12 protein-coding genes and 1 pseudogene are annotated in these 15,809 nt (G+C 72.6%); 7 read left to right on the forward strand and 6 right to left on the reverse strand.

All coding sequences use genetic code 11. The annotated features are described in order from the left end of the window. Positions 1-94: 94 nt before the first annotated feature. The gene (locus tag ACFVWY_RS16330) at positions 95-2,290 is read right to left on the reverse strand and encodes a hypothetical protein (protein WP_389872235.1); all 2,196 of its coding nucleotides are present in this window, start codon (positions 2,288-2,290) and stop codon (positions 95-97) included. A gap of 382 nt (positions 2,291-2,672) precedes the next feature. On the opposite strand from ACFVWY_RS16330, the pseudogene ACFVWY_RS16335 reads away from it, so the two are divergent. From ACFVWY_RS16335 to ACFVWY_RS16345, 3 genes and pseudogenes are all read left to right on the forward strand, one after another. Beyond that, positions 2,673-3,020, forward strand: a pseudogene (locus ACFVWY_RS16335) (transposase); the annotation flags it as partial. A 32-nt stretch (positions 3,021-3,052) separates the two neighbouring features. Then, positions 3,053-4,690 carry an ABC-F family ATP-binding cassette domain-containing protein gene (locus ACFVWY_RS16340; RefSeq protein ID WP_389872238.1) on the forward strand — a complete coding sequence of 546 codons (1,638 nt, stop codon included), beginning with the start codon at positions 3,053-3,055 and terminating at the stop codon, positions 4,688-4,690. 23 nt (positions 4,691-4,713) lie between these two features. Beyond that, complete coding sequence (locus ACFVWY_RS16345; protein WP_389872241.1) at positions 4,714-6,189, forward strand: chlorohydrolase family protein; 1,476 nt, start codon at positions 4,714-4,716, stop codon at positions 6,187-6,189. Positions 6,190-6,275: 86 nt separating this feature from the next. Here ACFVWY_RS16345 and ACFVWY_RS16350 read toward each other — a convergent pair whose 3' ends face one another. Together ACFVWY_RS16350 and ACFVWY_RS16355 are read right to left on the reverse strand one after the other, a co-directional pair. Then, a complete protein-coding gene (locus ACFVWY_RS16350) occupies positions 6,276-8,693 on the reverse strand; it encodes a Tex family protein (RefSeq protein ID WP_389872244.1) in 2,418 nt (805 codons plus the stop codon). 173 nt (positions 8,694-8,866) lie between these two features. After that, on the reverse strand, positions 8,867-9,730 hold the full coding sequence (locus tag ACFVWY_RS16355) for a hypothetical protein (protein ID WP_389872246.1): 864 nt from the start codon (positions 9,728-9,730) through the stop codon (positions 8,867-8,869). A gap of 135 nt (positions 9,731-9,865) precedes the next feature. Between ACFVWY_RS16355 and ACFVWY_RS16360 the strand changes: the two genes are divergently transcribed. Then, positions 9,866-10,828, forward strand: a complete 963-nt coding sequence (locus ACFVWY_RS16360) for a GlxA family transcriptional regulator (RefSeq protein ID WP_389872249.1) — start codon at positions 9,866-9,868, stop codon at positions 10,826-10,828. A 139-nt stretch (positions 10,829-10,967) separates the two neighbouring features. Beyond that, positions 10,968-11,603 carry a DJ-1/PfpI family protein gene (locus tag ACFVWY_RS16365; RefSeq protein ID WP_389872251.1) on the forward strand — a complete coding sequence of 212 codons (636 nt, stop codon included), beginning with the start codon at positions 10,968-10,970 and terminating at the stop codon, positions 11,601-11,603. 15 nt (positions 11,604-11,618) lie between these two features. On the opposite strand, the gene ACFVWY_RS16370 is transcribed toward ACFVWY_RS16365, so the two are convergent. Beyond that, complete coding sequence (locus ACFVWY_RS16370) at positions 11,619-12,389, reverse strand: enoyl-CoA hydratase/isomerase family protein (RefSeq protein ID WP_389872253.1); 771 nt, start codon at positions 12,387-12,389, stop codon at positions 11,619-11,621. An 80-nt stretch (positions 12,390-12,469) separates the two neighbouring features. Here ACFVWY_RS16370 and ACFVWY_RS16375 point away from each other — a divergent pair, with 80 nt between their 5' ends. After that, positions 12,470-13,096, forward strand: coding sequence for an HdeD family acid-resistance protein (locus ACFVWY_RS16375; RefSeq protein WP_389872256.1), 627 nt, complete (start codon positions 12,470-12,472; stop codon positions 13,094-13,096). Between the two features lie 134 nt (positions 13,097-13,230). Continuing rightward, a complete protein-coding gene (locus tag ACFVWY_RS16380) occupies positions 13,231-13,686 on the forward strand; it encodes an ATP-binding protein (protein WP_389872259.1) in 456 nt (151 codons plus the stop codon). 71 nt (positions 13,687-13,757) lie between these two features. On the opposite strand, the gene idi is transcribed toward ACFVWY_RS16380, so the two are convergent. Continuing rightward, on the reverse strand, positions 13,758-14,351 hold the full coding sequence (gene idi, locus ACFVWY_RS16385; RefSeq protein WP_389872262.1) for an isopentenyl-diphosphate Delta-isomerase: 594 nt from the start codon (positions 14,349-14,351) through the stop codon (positions 13,758-13,760). Positions 14,352-14,497: 146 nt separating this feature from the next. Continuing rightward, positions 14,498-15,766, reverse strand: a complete 1,269-nt coding sequence (locus ACFVWY_RS16390) for a GNAT family N-acetyltransferase (protein ID WP_389872265.1) — start codon at positions 15,764-15,766, stop codon at positions 14,498-14,500. Positions 15,767-15,809: the final 43 nt, after the last annotated feature.

Below are 15,809 nucleotides of genomic sequence, written 5' to 3' on the forward strand. Positions count from 1 at the left end.
TTTTCGAACAATTCCTGGCATGACCGGCGACGCCTTTCAGAAGGGGGATGGCGCGGTGGTGCGCCCTTGTGAGTCCTGTGGGGGTGTGAGCGGGTCAGGGCCCGGCGCCCTTGCCCAGCTCAAGGTCGGCCTGAGCCGGCGCGGGTGTCCCGCCGGGCAGGCCGGCGCCGGGCTGGGGGCCGGTGTTGTTGGCCGGGTCCGGGTCGCTGGTGTCGGACGAGACGGCCGCCTGGTTGGCGATGTCCGAACCGTTGCCGGTGTACGCCGGGTCGAGGCGGACCGTGAAGGTCCACGAGGCGGATTCGCCGGCGTGCAGGACGGCCTGGGGACCGCAGCTGACGGTCCCGCCGCTTCCCGTGCAGCCGCTGGACGAGGAGACGAACGACAGCGCTGCCGGGAGGGTGTCGGTCGCCCTGACGTTGACGGCCTGCGAGGGGCCGGCGTTGGCGGCGGTCACGGTGTACTGGAAGGTGGTCCCCGGACCGACGGCGGTGTTGCCCACCGGCGCCTTCCCGGCGGACAGGTCAGCCGCCGCCGCGGCGACGACGACGGCCGCCCGGCACGGACTCGGAGTGGCGGAGCCGCACAGGTCCGGTGTCGAACTGGCCGTGTTGGTCAGGGTAGTGCCGGCTGCGACCGGGTCGTTCACCTTCACCGTGTAGGTGAGCGTGACCGTACCGGCGACACCGCTGACGGCCGCCGGGACGCTGCCCGACCAGGTGACGCGCTGGTTCGCCGCGTCGAACTGCGGGGCTGCGGCCGTGGCGGGCGGGGAGGCCACGGCGGTCAGCGCCGTCGGCGTACCCGTGTGGGCGACGACCTGGGAGACGTCGTCCAGCAGACTGAGTCCGGCGATCGGCGCGGTGCCGGGGTTCGACACCACGAGACGGTAGTTGACCGACTCGCCGGGTGCCGCGGAAGCCCGGTCGGCGCTCTTGACGAGGGTCGCCCCGCCGGTCATCGAGACGCAGGCGCCGAACGGGGACGCCAGCACCAGGTTGCTCGGCGCCAGACCGCTCATCCGGTCCGCACCGTTGGTCAGCGCGGGTGCGGGGCACGGTGTCGCGGTGACCACCGCCGGTGACGACGTCACGTTCACCGACACGGTGCACGTCTTCGGCCCGGGGCCGATCGACCCCCCGCTGAAGGACACCGTGCCGCCGGATGCCGTGACCGTGCCGCCGCAGGTCGTCTCCGTCGCGGAGGTGGGGGCGACGACCAGCCCCGCGGGAAGCGTGTCGGTGAACGCGAGGCCGTTCTGGCCGGTCGCGCCCGCCGCAGTGGACACGGTATAGGTCAGCCTGGTGGTTCCGCCCACGGCCACGGTGGCCGGGCTGAACGACTTGGCCAGCTGCGCCTGGGTGGTGCTGACGAAGAAGACCGAACCCACCTGGAATGAGTTGGCCACGTCCCCCGGCGTCCACGTCCGTGCGGCGCAGTCCACCGAACCGTCCCGGCTCTTCGCCTCCGGCCAGGCCAGCAACTTGTAGTAGCCGGGACCGTCCGGCCCGAAGTCCTTTGCGGGCAGGGCGACCTGCTTGGAGACATCGGCGTGGTGCGAGGTCACCGAAACGCTCACCGGGCTGGGCGTCAGCAGCGTGGGGCTGCCGTCCTCGCGGACGAACTGGTACCAGACGGTGCCGGTGACGCCGCAGTCGTTCTGCCCGGCCGTACTGACGGTCAACGGGTTGTCGGCGTCCAGGACGAACTTGTCACCGGGGACCTTGCCGTCCGATGTGACCGTGCCCCAGCCGTCCTGGCTGTTCCCGTCCGGACTGTTCCACACGTTGTCCCAGGGCAGACGCATCAGCGGCCTGCCGTTGCCGGGACAGGCGTTGAAACTGCGCTGGTCCATCGGCATCGGGACGGTGATCACGGTGCCGGACACGGTGACCTCTGCCTTGAGATTCACCGGAGTGTCCGGGCACGTCGCGTTGTCGTACGCGCCATCGCCGCGCAGCGTGAGGGTGAGCCAGTCCTCACCGCCGCCCATCGGCTCGCGCCGCACGATCTGATACTCCTGGTCGATCCCCGGCCCGGTCTTCAGCGTGGCCGTGGTGTCCACCGTCCCGTCGCCGTTCCAGTCGTAGCGGACCAGTGAGGGCGACGTGCCGGTCGGCACCGCGATCACGAAGTCGGCCCGCACCTCGCTGTCCAAGCTGTTCGGGCGCGGAAGCCCCAGTACCTTCACCAGACGGGGCGTCACCGCCCTGGTCGCCGGACCGTCCTGAGGGGCCGCCGCTTCCGCCGACACCATCCCGAAGAGCATGGACGCGACGACCCCTGCCACGACCACGGACCTCATCCGTCTGACTGCCCCGAATGCTGGCATCGTCCTCCGCTCCTGCCGCGATTTCCGCGGGATTCCCGCTGTCCCGGCCCAAGACGACGCATCCCTGCCGCGACCTTCCATAACTAAAACGACCTTTTACCCGATTTCCCCCTTGAAGTCGTGAACGCGCGACTGGAGGGAGCAAGGTGTGTTTCTTATGCAAAACATCGAATGATGAAAATCACGCCGTCTTTTCTGCGGTGGCGGCGGACTCCGCGACCTGCGGCGCGTCCCGGCCACACCACCGCTGCCCGGCTCGCAGCCATGGGGTATTCCCTACTAAGAACTCGTAACGCAATCTTGCTGGCGTGTAGCCCCAGCTTGAGCGGGTGCTGGAGCAATCTCCGTACCCCGGGCCGGAGCCGGCCGGCCTCGTACCCGGCCCGACCAGGTCCTGGCAGACAAGGCCTACACGTCCCGGAAGAACCGCCGCTACCTGCGGCGCCGCGGAATCCGGCACACCATCCCCGAACGTCTCGACCAGCCAAGGAATCGCAAGAACCGGGCATCCCGAGGCGGTCGGCCTACAGGGTTCGGCGGCGAGCGCTACAAGAAGCGCAGCACTGCCGAACGCACCATCAAGCGCCTCAAAGGCTTCCGTGCCGTCGCCGCCCGCTACGAGAAACGCGCCTCCGTCTACCTCGGCACCGTCACACGCGCAGCCCTCGCCATCTGGCTGCGAACATGATCTGGGAAACAGTGCTTAGGATCGATCCCCTGATGACTGCCACTCTCGTCGCCAAGAACCTCGCCGCCGGACACGGCGACCGCACTCTCTTCGCCGGGCTCGACCTCGTCGTCGCGCCCGGCGACGTGATCGGTCTCGTCGGAGCCAACGGGGCCGGAAAATCGTCGCTGCTCCGGCTCCTCGCCGGACTCGACCGCCCCGAGGAGGGCGAGCTGCGGCTCTCCCCGCCCACCGCCACCGTCGGACACCTCCCGCAGGAACCGGAGCGGCGGGCGGGCGAGACCGTACGGGAGTTCCTGGCCCGCCGCACCGGCGTCGCCGAGGCCCAGGCCGCGATGGACGCCGCGACGCAGGGGCTCGTCGACGGGACGCCCGGCGCGGACGACGCGTACGCCGAGACCCTGGAGCGCTGGCTGGCCCTCGGCGGCGCCGACCTGGACGAGCGCGCCGAGGAGACCGCGGCCGAGCTCGGCCTGACCGTCGGCCTCGACCTGCCGATGACCGCGCTCTCCGGCGGCCAGGCCGCCCGCGCCGGACTGGCCTCGCTCCTGCTGTCCCGGTACGACGTCTTCCTGCTCGACGAGCCCACCAACGATCTCGACCTGGACGGTCTGGAACGGCTGGAGCGCTACGTCTCCGGGCTCCGCGCGGGCACGGTCGTCATCAGCCACGACCGCGAGTTCCTGATGCGCACGGTCACCAAGGTCCTCGAACTGGATCTGGCCCAGCAGCAGATCAACCTCTACGGCGGTGGGTACGCGGCCTACCTGGAGGAGCGCGAGCGCGCCCGCAGGCACGCCCGGGAGGATTTCGAGGAGTACGCCGACAAGCGCGCCGCCCTCGAAGGACGCGCCCAGATGCAGCGCTCCTGGATGGACAATGGCGTCAGGAACGCCCGTCGCAAGGCGACCGACTCCGACAAGATGGCCCGCAAGTTCCGCAGCGAGGCCAGCGAGAAGCAGGCCGCGAAGGCCCGGCAGACCCAGCGCATGATCGAGCGGCTCGATGTCGTCGAGGAACCGCGCAAGGAGTGGGAACTGCGGATGGAGATCGCCTCCGCGCCCCGCTCCGGCGCGGTGGTGGCCACCCTGCGGGAGGCGCGGGCCGTGCGCGGTGACTTCGTCTTCGGCCCGGCCTCCCTCCAGCTCGACTGGGCCGACCGGGTCGCCATCACCGGCGCCAACGGCGCGGGCAAGTCCACCCTCCTGGCCGCGTTGCTCGGCCGCCTCCCGCTGGACTCCGGGCACGCGACGCTCGGCTCCGGCGTGGTGGTCGGCGAGGTCGACCAGGCCCGCAGGCTCTTCCACGGTACGGAGACGCTGCTGGAGGCGTTCTGCGCGGCCGTGCCCGACACCGAACCGGCCGACGTACGCACCCTGCTCGCCAAGTTCGGCCTGCGCGCCGACCACGTGATGCGCTCCGCGACGACGCTCTCCCCGGGTGAACGCACCCGCGCGGCGCTCGCCCTGCTCCAGGGCAGGGGCGTCAACCTCCTGGTGCTCGACGAGCCGACCAACCACCTCGACCTGCCCGCGATCGAGCAGCTGGAATCGGCGCTGGACTCGTACACCGGGACGCTGCTGCTGGTCACCCACGACCGGCGCATGCTGGAAGCGGTCCGCACGACCCGCCGGATCGACGTGGCGGCCGGGCGGGTGACCGAGCGGTGACCCCGGGCCGGGAGATGCCCCCCGTGCGCACCCGCTGGCGGGCGCGGCACATCCTCGCCCACCGCGACGGGGGCCACGCGCTGCTGCGGGACGGCGAGATCGTCTGGGAGGCCGGCACGGTCCTGTACGTCGGCACCGGCTACGACGGCCCGGTGGACGTGGACCTGGATCTCGGCGAGACGCTGGTGACACCCGGTCTGATCGACCTGGACGCGCTGACCGACATCGACCACCTCGTCCTGGACTCCTGGGCTCCGCCGGAGACCGACAGCGGACTCGTCTGGTCGCGGGAGTACTTCACCGGCCGGCGGCGCGACGTGTTCACCCCGGCGGAGCGGGCCGCCGTCCGTGAGTACGCGCTCGTCCAGCTCGCCCTGCACGGCATCACCACGTACATGCCCATCGCCTCCGAGGTCCACAGCGCCTGGGCCGAGCCGTACGAGGAACTGGTCACCATGGCGGAGACCTCCCGGCGGATCGGGCTGCGGGGCTATCTGGGGCCCGCCTACCGCTCCGGTGTCCATGTCACCCAGCCCGACGGAAGCCGTGGCGTGGCGTTCGACGAGGAGCGGGGCCGTGCCGGGCTGAGGGATGCCGTGCGCTTCCTCGACCACGCGGCCGCCCTGGACGACCCGCTGGTCAACGGGGTGCTGCTGCCCTGCCGGATCGAGACGCTCACCGAGGAGCTGCTGCGGGAGACCGCCGCGACCGCCCGGCGGCGCGACGCGCTGGTACGGATCCACTGTCTCCAGGGCATGCGCGAACGGGACCTGGTGCGGCAGCTGCACGGCACCACCCCCCTGGGACTGCTCGAACGCACCGGCCTGCTGGACACCCGGCTGCTCGTACCGCACGGCATCGTGATCGACCGGCACCCCGACGTGCACGGCGAGGACCGCGGCGACCTGGCGAGACTGGCAGCGGCGGGCGTCTTTGTCATCCACTGCCCGCAGACCTCGCTGCGCTACGGGCAGATGCTGCACTCCTTCGGCACGTACCGGCGGGCGGGCATCAACCTCTGCCTGGGCACCGACTCCTTCCCGCCGGACCTGATCCGGGGCATGGACCTCGGCGTCCACCTCGCGAAGGTGGCCGACGGGCGCGCGGACGCGGCACCCGCCGAGCACTACGTGGAGGCCGCCACCCTCGGCGGAGCCGCCGCCCTGGGCCGCACCGACCTCGGGCGGCTGGAAGCGGGCGCCCAGGCCGACCTGGTCGCCTTCCGGCTGGACGATCTCCGTGACGGCGTCCAGGACGACCCCGTCCGCACCTTCCTGCTCAACGGCACCGCCCGGCAGGCCACCCACTCCGTCGTGGCCGGGCGCCCGGTCATGACCGACGGCCGCCTCCCCGGCGTCGACCCGGCCGGACTGCGCCGACGTGCCCAGGGCCTCTTCGACCGGATGCGCGAGGCCTACGGCGAACGCGACACGCTGAGGCGCCCCGCCGACGTGCTCTTCCCGCCGACCTTCCCGCCGTTCGACCGGACGGACCGCTGAGACACGGGGCACCGGGGGCACGGCCCGGCCGGGCCGCGCCCCCGGTACCGCCTCCCCGCCCGACGGCGCCGGACCGGGGGGCGTCCCTACCGCTTCCGGCCGCCGCCCCGCTCCGGATCGGCGAGACCGGCCCGCCGCAGGGCGTCCGCCATCGCGCTGTTCACCGGCGCCTGGGCCGGCCGGGCCGCGCCGCCACCGCGCCGCTCACGGTCCTGACCACCGCCCTGTCCCTGTCCCTGCCCCTGGCGCTGCCGGGGCGGCCGAACACCCTGACCGCCGCGCTCACCGCGCTCACGCCGCGGACCGCCGCCCTGGGAGCCCGCACCGGCCGACGCGTCGTCGTCCAGCCGCAGCGTCAGTGAGATCCGCTTCCGCGCCCCATCGACGTCCATGACCTTGACCTTCACGATGTCACCCGGCTTCACGACGTCCCTCGGGTCCTTCACGAACGTCCGCGACATCGCCGACACATGGACCAGACCGTCCTGGTGGACCCCGATGTCCACGAAGGCGCCGAACGCCGCGACGTTGGTGACGACCCCCTCCAGCACCATGCCGGACTCCAGGTCGCCGATCTTCTCGACGCCCTCCTTGAAGGTGGCCGTGCGGAACGCGGGCCGCGGGTCGCGCCCCGGCTTCTCCAGCTCCTTCAGGATGTCGGTGACCGTCGGCAGACCGAACTTCTCGTCCACGAAGTCGTCGGCCCGCAGCGACCGCAGCACCCCCGTGTTGCCGACCAGCGAGGCGACGTCGCCGCCCGTCCTCTTCACCATCGCCCGCACCACCGGATACGCCTCCGGGTGCACGCTGGAGGCGTCCAGCGGGTCGTCGCCCCGGATGCGCAGGAAGCCCGCGCACTGCTCGTACGCCTTCGGGCCCAGCCGCGACACGTCCTTCAGCGCCCTGCGGGACCGGAAGGGGCCGTTGGCGTCACGGTGCGCCACGATGTTCTCGGCGAGGCCCGCGCCGATCCCCGACACCCGTGAAAGCAGCGGCGCCGAAGCGGTGTTGACGTCGACGCCGACACCGTTCACACAGTCCTCGACGACGGCGTCCAGCGAGCGCGAGAGCTTCACCTCGGACAGGTCGTGCTGGTACTGGCCGACCCCGATCGACTTCGGGTCGATCTTCACCAGCTCGGCGAGCGGGTCCTGGAGCCGCCGGGCGATGGAGACGGCCCCGCGCAACGACACGTCCATGTCGGGGAGTTCCTGCGAGGCGAAGGCCGAGGCCGAGTACACGGAGGCGCCCGCCTCCGAGACCATCACCTTGGTGAGCTTCAGCTCCGGGTGCTTGTCGATGAGTTCACCGGCGAGCTTGTCCGTCTCGCGGGACGCCGTCCCGTTGCCGATCGCGACCAGATCGACCTCGTGGGCCTTCGCCAGCCGCGCCAGCGTGGCCACCGCCTGGTCCCACTTGTTCGCCGGTACGTGCGGATGGATGACGTCCGTCGCGACGACCTTGCCGGTCGCGTCGACGACCGCCACCTTCACCCCGCTACGGAAACCGGGGTCGAGCCCGAGCGTGGCCCGCGTCCCGGCCGGGGCGGCGAGCAGCAGATCGCGCAGGTTCGACGCGAAGACGCGTACCGCCTCGTCCTCCGCCGAGGTGCGCAGCCGCAGCCGCAGATCGATGCCGAGGTGCACCAGGATGCGGGTCCGCCAGGCCCAGCGCACGGTGTCACCGAGCCACTTGTCACCGGGGCGCCCGCGGTCGGCCACCCCGAAGCGCCGGGCCACCAGGCCCTCGTACGCGGAGGGGCCGGGCGTGTCGGAGGGCTCCTCCGGCTCCAGCACCAGATCGAGCACGTCCTCCTTCTCGCCGCGCAGCATCGCGAGCACCCGGTGCGAGGGCAGGTCGGTGAAGGGCTCGGCGAAGTCGAAGTAGTCGGCGAACTTCGACCCGGCCTCCTCCTTGCCCTCCCGGACCCGGGCCGCCAGCCTGCCCCGCGACCACATGCGCTCGCGCAGCTCGCCGATCAGATCGGCGTCCTCGGAGAACCGCTCGGTGAGGATGGCACGCGCGCCCTCCAGCGCCGCCGCGGGGTCCGCGACGCCCTTGTCCGCGTCGACGAAGGCGGCGGCGGCGGCGAGCGGCTCGGCGGACGGGTCGCCGAGCAGCCCGTCCGCGAGCGGTTCGAGACCGGCCTCCCGGGCGATCTGCGCCTTCGTACGCCGCTTGGGCTTGAACGGCAGATAGATGTCCTCCAGGCGCGCCTTGGTGTCGGCGGCCCGGATCTGCGCCTCCAGCGCGGCGTCCAGCTTGCCCTGCTCGCGCACCGAGTCGAGGATGGCCGACCGGCGATCCTCCAGCTCCCGCAGGTAGCGCAGCCGCTCCTCGAGCGTGCGCAGCTGCGCGTCGTCGAGCATCTCGGTCGCTTCCTTGCGGTAGCGGGCGATGAACGGCACGGTCGACCCGCCGTCCAGCAGCTCGACGGCCGCCTTCACCTGCCGTTCGCGTACGCCGAGCTCCTCGGCGATCCTGCCTTCGATGGACGTCGTCACGGTTCTACCGACTCGCCTTCTCGTACGGGCTCTACTGGCTGTGCATGCCGGGGCGGGGCCCCTTCGCCCTGCATTGTGCCGGGTGGCCGGGCGCCGTGTCGCCCGGCCACCCCCGGTGTCGGCCGGACGGCGGCGTGCCTCCGTTCCGATCAGATGCCCAGCCTGGTGCGGGGTCAGCCCTTCCCGATCAGGTCCTCGGGGAACGCGCCCGCCGAAGCCGCCGTGATCAGGAAGCCCTGCCCCAGCTCCGTCAGCCGCTCCACCCCCGCCGCGCCCAGATGCTCGTACGGCGCCGCGTCGATCCGGTCCGTGGTCTCCTCCAGCTCCGCCCGGAGCGCCAGGCCCGCCTCGGTCAGCTCGCCCGCGGCGTCCAGCACCCCGCGCCCGCGCAGCCGCTCGCGGGCCGCGTCCAGATCCTCGTGCCGCCAGCCCCGGGTGGTCATCACCCAGCGCGGGGACATTCCCCGGCCGGTCGCGGTGTGGCTGACCACCGACTCCAGCGGGTCGAGCCCGGCGGTCAGCAGCGCGGCCATGTGGCCGTCGCCGCGGTGCTCGCGCAGCAGCGTCGCGGCGTGCCAGAACGCCAGGTGCGGCTCCTCGGGGACCGGAAGGTCGGCGTGGGCGGCGTAGAGGGGACGGGAGTGCCGGGTGCACGCCTCGGTCGCGCGCAGGGCGAGAGCGGCCGCCTCGGCCATCTCCGGGGAGGCGGTCGTCTCCTCGCCCAGCAGCCGCCGCAGGGTGGCGTCGGCGGCGCGCAGCCGGGCGTCCAGGGCCGCCCGGGGCGGGACGGCCGACCACACGGCGGGCAGATGGCGGGCGATGAGCCGGTGGTCGAAGTTGTAGAACGCCGCGGTGACGGGGCCCGGTCCGACAGCACCCATCGCCGCCGCACGCGAGGCGAAATAGGCGGCGCTCCAGTCGTCGACGCCGAGTGCGGTGAACTCCTTGTCGAGGTCGGGTGAGAAGTAGACCGTCGAGTGGAGGGAGTTGAGGGCGTTGTGACAGCGGCGTCCGGCGCGCGGCGGCAGAGTGCTCATGCGGGGCAGATTACCGACTGGTCGGTACGCACCGTAACCCCGAGGCGGCGCCCGGATTCCGGCGCCGTGCGAGGGCAGGAAAGGTGGGTTCTTCGTCATTGCGGCCATCTCCGGGGTCCGGCCAGGATGGCGGGCATGACGCAGCGATCCGTACTCGTCGTCCTCTACGACGGCGTCCAGAGCCTCGACGTGACCGGGCCGGTGGAGGTCTTCGCCGGGGCCTCCCGTTTCCCCGGGGCCGGGTACGCCCTGCGCACCGCCTCGCTCGACGGCGCCCCGGTCCGCACGTGCAGCGGCCTCGTCCTCGTCCCGGACAGCAGCCTCGCCGACGCCGGACCGCCCCACACGCTGCTCGTGCCCGGCGGCGAGGGCACCCGCGACCCCGACCCGGCACTCGTCGACTGGCTGCGCGAGCACGCTCCGCGCGCCGAACGGCTCGTTTCCGTCTGCACCGGCGCGCTGCTGCTCGCCGGGGCCGGACTGCTGGACGGACACCGGGTGACCACGCACTGGACGGTCTGCGACCACCTCGCCCGCAGCCACCCGGCTGTCGAGGTCGACCCGGACCCGATTTTCGTGCGCGACGGCAGACTGGCGACCTCCGCCGGAGTGACCGCCGGAATCGACCTGGCCCTCGCACTCGTCGAGGAGGACCACGGCAGGGACATCGCGCTGACCGTCGCCCGGCACCTCGTGGTCTTTCTGCGCAGGCCGGGCAACCAGGCCCAGTTCAGCGCCCAGCTCTCCGCCCAGGCCGCGCGGCGCGAACCCCTGCGCGACGTCCAGCACTGGATCACCGAGAACCCCGGCGGGAACCTCCGTATCGAGGCGCTCGCCGCCCGCGCCCGCCTCTCGCCCCGGCATTTCGCGCGCGCCTTCCGGGCCGAGACGGGGCTCACACCGGGGCGCTATGTCGACCGCGTACGCCTGGAACAGGCCCGCAGGCTGCTGGAGGACACCACCGAGGGTGTCGCAGGGATCTCCCGGGCCTGCGGATACGGCACCCCCGAGGCCATGCGCCGCGCGTTCGTGAAGGCCCTGGGCACCGCCCCCGCCGAATACCGCCGACGGTTCCGCCCGCATCCCGCGGTCGGCTGATCACTGACCCGCGTCCGGCGGCGACGGATCCGTCGCCGCCCGGCCACTGACGACCGACCGACTGGCTGATGACCGGCTGACCACCGGCCGGCTGCCGATGACCGAAGGCCCGTCCTTGACCGGCCGTGAAAGGGAACCCATGCAGATCGCCATCGTCCTCTTCGACCGCTTCACCGCACTCGACGCGGTGGGCCCGTACGACATGCTTGCCCGCACCCCCGGTGCCCGGAGCGTGTTCGTGGCCGGACGGACCGGCCCCGTGCGCAACGACGTCGGCAGCCTCACACTCGTCGCCGAGCGGACCTTCGCCGAAGTTCCGGCACCGGACGTGGTGGTCGTGCCCGGAGGCCCAGGCCAGCGCGACCAGATGGAGAACGAGGCCCTGCTCGGCTGGCTGCGCGCCGCTGATGCCACCAGCACCTGGACCACCTCCGTGTGCACCGGTTCACTGCTGCTCGGCGCGGCCGGACTGCTGAGGGGCCGCCGGGCCACCTCGCACTGGCTCATGCTGGACGTACTGGCGGAGCTCGGGGCCGAGCCGTCGGGTGAACGCGTGGTCGTCGACGGCAAGTACGTCACAGCGGCGGGGGTCTCCTCCGGCATCGACATGGGCCTCACCCTGGCCGGCCGGATCGCGGGCGACGAACACGCCCAGGCCGTACAGCTGCTGACCGAGTACGACCCGCAGCCGCCGTACGACGCGGGCTCGCCGGAGAAGGCCCCGGCGGCGATGGTCGAGAAGTTCCGCGCCCAGCGCCACTACCTCCTCCAGTAGCGCGGGCGCGGGCCGTCAGGCCCGGCCGGTCCAGGTGAAGCGGGGCGCGCGCCGCTCCAGGAAGGCGGCGGCGCCCTCGGCGGTGTCGCCGCTGAGGCGCGCCTGCTCCGCCCAGTACGCCTCCCGCCCCTCCCGCCCGTCGGCGAACTCCTTCGCCGCCGACTGCGTCAGCCGCGAGCGGGCCACCAGGGTCTTCACGTAGGCGGCGACCCGTCCGTCCAGTGCGCCGGGCGGCAGCACCTCGTCGACCAGACCGGTCCGCAGCGCCCGTGCCGTGTCGATCAGCTCGCCGGAGAACAGCAGGTGCTTGGCCGTGGCCGGGCCGGTCAGCGCCACCAGACGGCGGGTCGACGACGCGGCGTACACGATGCCGAGCCTGGCCGGGGTGACGCCGAAGGACGCGCCCTCCTCGGCGAACCGCAGATCGCAGGCGGCCGCCAGCTGGCTGCCGCCGCCCACGCAGTACCCGCGGATCGCCGCGAGCGTAGGCCGGGGGAACGCGGCCAGTGCCTCCTCCGCCGCCATCGCGAGCGTCTGCGGATCGCTCCCCGGCCCGCGCTCCGGCGCGCGCAGCGAGGAGATGTCCGCACCGGCACAGAACGTGTCCCCGGCGCCAGTGAGCACCAGCACCCGGACCGCTTCCTCCTTCGCCAGCCGCTCCAGCAGGCCGGGCAGCGCGCGCCACATCGCGGTGGTCATCGCGTTGCGCTTGGCGGGGTTGCGGATGACGACGGTGGCGACGCCGTCAGCGACGGCGTGCTCCAGGCCGGGTTCGGTGCGGTCCATGCGCCGGATGCTATCCGGCGCGCTCGAACCTATGATCAAGAAGGGGTCGCCGACCCGGCACGCACCGTGAGGAGCTTCCCATGGCCGATCCCGCAGCCGAGGGCAGGAGGCTGAGCCGCAGTTTCGGCTGGCTCGCCCTGCTCGGCATCATTCTCGTCGTGGCCGGCCTGGTCGGTCTCGTCTACACCGGCGTCGCGACGCTGACGTCGATGCTCCTGTTCGGCTGGCTGCTGCTGGTCGGCGGGATCGTCGGCCTGCTCCACGCCATCGATTCGCGGGGCACGGACTACTTCTGGCTGGGCGTCGTGGTGGCCGCGCTGAACATCGCCGCCGGAGTCGTCGTCATCCGCCACCCGCAGGGCAGCGCGGAGGCGCTGACCATGTTCGCCGCGCTGCTCTTCCTCACCGGCGGGGTGTTCCGTCTCGTGGGCAGTGTCGTGGTGCGCGGCCCGCAGTTCGGCTGGACGCTGCTGCAGGGCGCCTTCGGCCTGCTGCTGGGTCTGCTGGTGCTCTTCGACTGGCCGCACAGCAGCCGCTACGTCCTGGGCGTCTTCTTCTCGCTGGCACTGCTCTTCGACGGGCTCGGCCTGATCGCGACCGGGATAGGTGGCCGCCGGGTCGTCTCGCTGGTCTCCGAACAACAGAGGGTGACCGAGGGGCTGTCCCACCCGCCCGGTAAGGACGGGCACAACCGGTCCGAAGACTGAGCCGTCGACACACGGTCCGGTCAAAACGCATCGATAGGAGTCGAATTCAGTTCACTGGCCCAGACCGGCCCGGTGACGCCGCGCACTCTGTACCCGACGTGCAGTCACCATCGAGCGAGAGCGGGTACCGGACTATGGAGAGCCGCGGGAGTGTCCCCGCACGGCCCGTGTCGTACGAGGGAGTCTGGCGGTTCACCGCCCCGGCCGTGGACGTCTCCGTGCCGCAGGCCCGGCACGCGGTACGCGACCTGATCGCACGCCAGGGCGTGCCGCTGGACGAGGACGTGGCCGAAGGACTGCTGCTCATCGTCTCCGAGCTGGTCACCAACGCGGTGAAGCACGCCGCGCTGCTCTCGCCGGAGCTCGCCGTCGAGCTGGCCGTCGGCGAGGAGTGGATCAGGGTGTCCGTCGAGGACAACCACCCCTACCGTCCGACGGCCCTGGAGACGGACCACGGGCAGACCGGCGGGCGCGGGCTGCTGCTGGTCCGGGAGATCACCCGGGAGGCGGGCGGTGCCTGCGACGTGGAGCACACCGCGGGCGGCGGGAAGACCATCTGGGCGGCGCTTCCGCTGAACCCCCGGGCCTGAGCCCGCCCCGCGGCCTCGCCCCCGGCCGGCCGCGTCCCGCCCGGAGCGGGGTGCGGCCGGCCGGGGCGCCGTCACCAGCCCGCGGACGGCCCGGTCAGCTCCCTGATCGCCGGACGCGCGGCGTCCAGCACCGTCATGAACCACGCCGAGAACGGCGCCTCGGCATGCCGCGCGACGAGTTCCCCGGCCGTCACGAACGCGATCTCGCCGACCTCCTCCGGATCCGGGTCCGGCCGGTCCTGCGCCATTCCCACGAAGAGGTGATTGAACTCCTGCTCCACCAGGCCGGAGGCCGGGTCGGGGTGGTTGTAGCGGACCGTGCCCGCCTCGGCCAGCAGCGAGGGCGAGATCCCCAGCTCCTCATGGGTGCGCCGGGCGGCGGCGGCGAACGGAGCCTCACCCGGGTAGGGGTGGCCGCAGCAGGTGTTCGACCAGACACCGGGGGAGTGGTACTTGCCGAGCGCGCGGCGCTGGAGCAGCAGGCGGCCCTGCTCGTCGAAGAGGAAGACGGAGAAGGCGCGGTGGAGCCGACCGGGCGGCTGGTGGGCGGCGAGCTTCTCCGCCGTACCGATGGTGGTGCCGTTCTCGTCGACCAGTTCGAGCATGATCTCTTCTGCTGCGCCGTTCGACGAGCTGTGTGCCGCGGTGGCTGGTGTGGTCGGCATACCCATCCTTCGCTATGGTCCCGGCCCGGTGCGCCGGTCCCGTCGAGTCCGGCCAAGTCTGCCGTACAAAAGCGGCTTGTCCGCACCTGGGGCGTGTCCGCCGGACACGCGCGGGGCGTGTCCGGCGGACCGGATGCGGACCGGGATCAGACGCCGAAGGCGGCCGGGTAGGTGATCGTGCCCTGCGGTACCGGTGCGGACGCGTCGAGCACCAGCGCCATCATGGCCTCGTCCGGAACGTCGAAGCCCGGCCGGATCCCGTACCGCGACGCCGGTACGAAACCGAACCTCGGGTAGTACGCGGGGTGGCCGAGCACCAGGACCAGCGACTCGCCCTGCAGCCGGGCCGCGTCGAGCGCAGCCCGTACGGCGGCCTGACCGGCACCCTGCCGCTGGTGTTCCGGAGCCGTCGCCACCGGGGCCAGCGCGAGCGCCGGAGCCTCGCCGACCCAGCACCGGGTCAGCAGGGCGTACGCCGCGACGGCGCCGTCCGGACCGTCCGTCGCCACCTGGGCGAGGCCGGGCCGCCAGGCCGCCGGGTCGGTGCGCAGCGCGTCGACGAGCGCCGCCTCGTCCGGCGTCGGGAAGGCCGCGGCGTTGACCGCGTGCACGTCCGCCGCGTCCGCCGCCGTCTCCGGCCGCGTCGGCCAGCGGGGGTCGGCCGGGAGCAGCACATGGCCCGCGTAGCCGTACTCCCCGCCGTGGTCGCGCCGCATCGCCAGCTCCTCACGGGTCGCCGCGAGCGCCTGTGCCATGCCGGGGGCCGAGACGTCGGCGGCCGCGACCCGCTCGGCCAGCGGGAGGTAGTACGCGTCCCAGTCGCTGTCGGGCTGCACCAGCGTTCCCAGCACGTGGTAGCCCGCCGCCACGGCCATGGCGGTGTTGCCCGCCACGGGGCGCATGGTCGTCTCACGCTCCCAGAAGGCCCGCGCCGCGGCCGTCGGCGCGTCGGTCGTCCAGACGCAGTCGGTGACCACGAGCGAGCCGCCCGGGGCGAGCAGCCGCTTCCAGTCCCGCAGCGCGGTGCCGAGCCCGACGCAGTACGCCGAGCCCTCCGCCCAGACTAGGTCGAAGGACCCGTCGGGGAAATCGGGGCCGGACAGCGCGCCCATGTCGGCGCGGACCGTACGGATGCGGTCACCGAGGGCGCGGGCGTCGGCCGCCGTGCGCAGTTCGTCGAGGAACGGCTGATGGAGGTCGACGGCGGTCACCTCGGCACCGGCCTCGGCGGCGAGGAGCAGGGCGGCCCGGCCGGGCCCGCAGCCCAGATCCAGGACGCGCGGACGGGGCGGCAGCGCGGCGGTCAGCTCCAGCAGCCGCCGGGTGGTGGCGTCGGAGCCGGGGCTCTGCCGGGGCAGGCCATGATGAAGGGAGAAGAACGCCTCGGTAACGACGGCGTGGTCGTGCTCGGTCAACGGAGAACCCTTGGGTGAGAGGGCTCCGGCCAACGGGTCGACC

Origin of the sequence: Streptomyces sp. NPDC058195, from assembly GCF_042883525.1 — a bacterium.
Lineage (GTDB): Bacteria > Actinomycetota > Actinomycetes > Streptomycetales > Streptomycetaceae > Streptomyces.

Bases quoted from the DNA above. Each gene is read 5' to 3' on its own strand.
- ACFVWY_RS16340 (WP_389872238.1), top strand. From the start codon at position 3,053: ATGACTGCCACTCTCGTCGCCAAGAACCTCGCCGCCGGACACGGCGAC.
- ACFVWY_RS16355 (WP_389872246.1), bottom strand. From the start codon at position 9,730: ATGAGCACTCTGCCGCCGCGCGCCGGACGCCGCTGTCACAACGCCCTC.
- ACFVWY_RS16360 (WP_389872249.1), top strand. From the start codon at position 9,866: ATGACGCAGCGATCCGTACTCGTCGTCCTCTACGACGGCGTCCAGAGC.
- ACFVWY_RS16365 (WP_389872251.1), top strand. From the start codon at position 10,968: ATGCAGATCGCCATCGTCCTCTTCGACCGCTTCACCGCACTCGACGCG.
- ACFVWY_RS16370 (WP_389872253.1), bottom strand. From the start codon at position 12,389: ATGGACCGCACCGAACCCGGCCTGGAGCACGCCGTCGCTGACGGCGTC.
- ACFVWY_RS16375 (WP_389872256.1), top strand. From the start codon at position 12,470: ATGGCCGATCCCGCAGCCGAGGGCAGGAGGCTGAGCCGCAGTTTCGGC.
- ACFVWY_RS16380 (WP_389872259.1), top strand. From the start codon at position 13,231: ATGGAGAGCCGCGGGAGTGTCCCCGCACGGCCCGTGTCGTACGAGGGA.
- idi (WP_389872262.1), bottom strand. From the start codon at position 14,351: ATGCCGACCACACCAGCCACCGCGGCACACAGCTCGTCGAACGGCGCA.